Origin of the sequence: Mesorhizobium sp. M6A.T.Ce.TU.002.03.1.1 (assembly GCF_003997275.1) — a bacterium.
Taxonomy (GTDB): Bacteria; Pseudomonadota; Alphaproteobacteria; order Rhizobiales; family Rhizobiaceae; genus Mesorhizobium; species Mesorhizobium mediterraneum.
The window spans coordinates 1-578 of sequence record NZ_RZTI01000301.1; the positions used below are offsets into that span (position 1 = coordinate 1).

Here is a 578-nt window from a genome sequence, read left to right on the forward strand (position 1 = left end):
CCCGCATCTATGCCTGGATGAGTGCCAACCCCGGCGGTTATCTGGACCCGTTCCGGCTTTCGGACTTCTCCGATCCGCTGGTGCGCCAGACCTATCATGCCTACCACATGGACGTCGTGCGCGAGACGGTCGCCCGCACCGTGCCGACCATCAACTATCCCGGCGCGACAGCCTTCCACAATGCGCTCGACGAGAACCTGATGGCGGCGCTGACCAAGGCCAAGACATCGGAGCAGGCGATGGCCGACACCGAGGCAGAGTGGAAAAAGATCGCCCGGCGCACCGGCGAGGACAAACTGCTCGAAGCCATCAAGACCAACAAGGAGGCCTGGCCGACAGTTCTCGATCCAATCGTCTGATCCTTCTCCCTGGATCATATCGAAGGAGGGGAGGAGCCTACTTCTCCCCTCCGCCCACAACGCCACCAGCAAAGCCGCCAGATGAAGCGTTCCGTTCCTTTCCTGATATTCCGCTATGCCGCGATCTTCGCGGCCATGGCGGTGACGCTGGTGCCGATCCTGTGGATGGTGTCGATGGCGTTCAAGCCGATCGCCGAATGGTCGGCGACCGGCTTGAAC

1 pseudogene is annotated in these 578 nt (G+C 61.8%); it reads left to right on the plus strand.

The features are described from left to right. Window positions 1-359 (plus strand): annotated as a pseudogene (locus EOC93_RS33635) (sugar ABC transporter substrate-binding protein); the annotation flags it as partial. Between the last annotated feature and the right edge of the window lie 219 nt (window positions 360-578).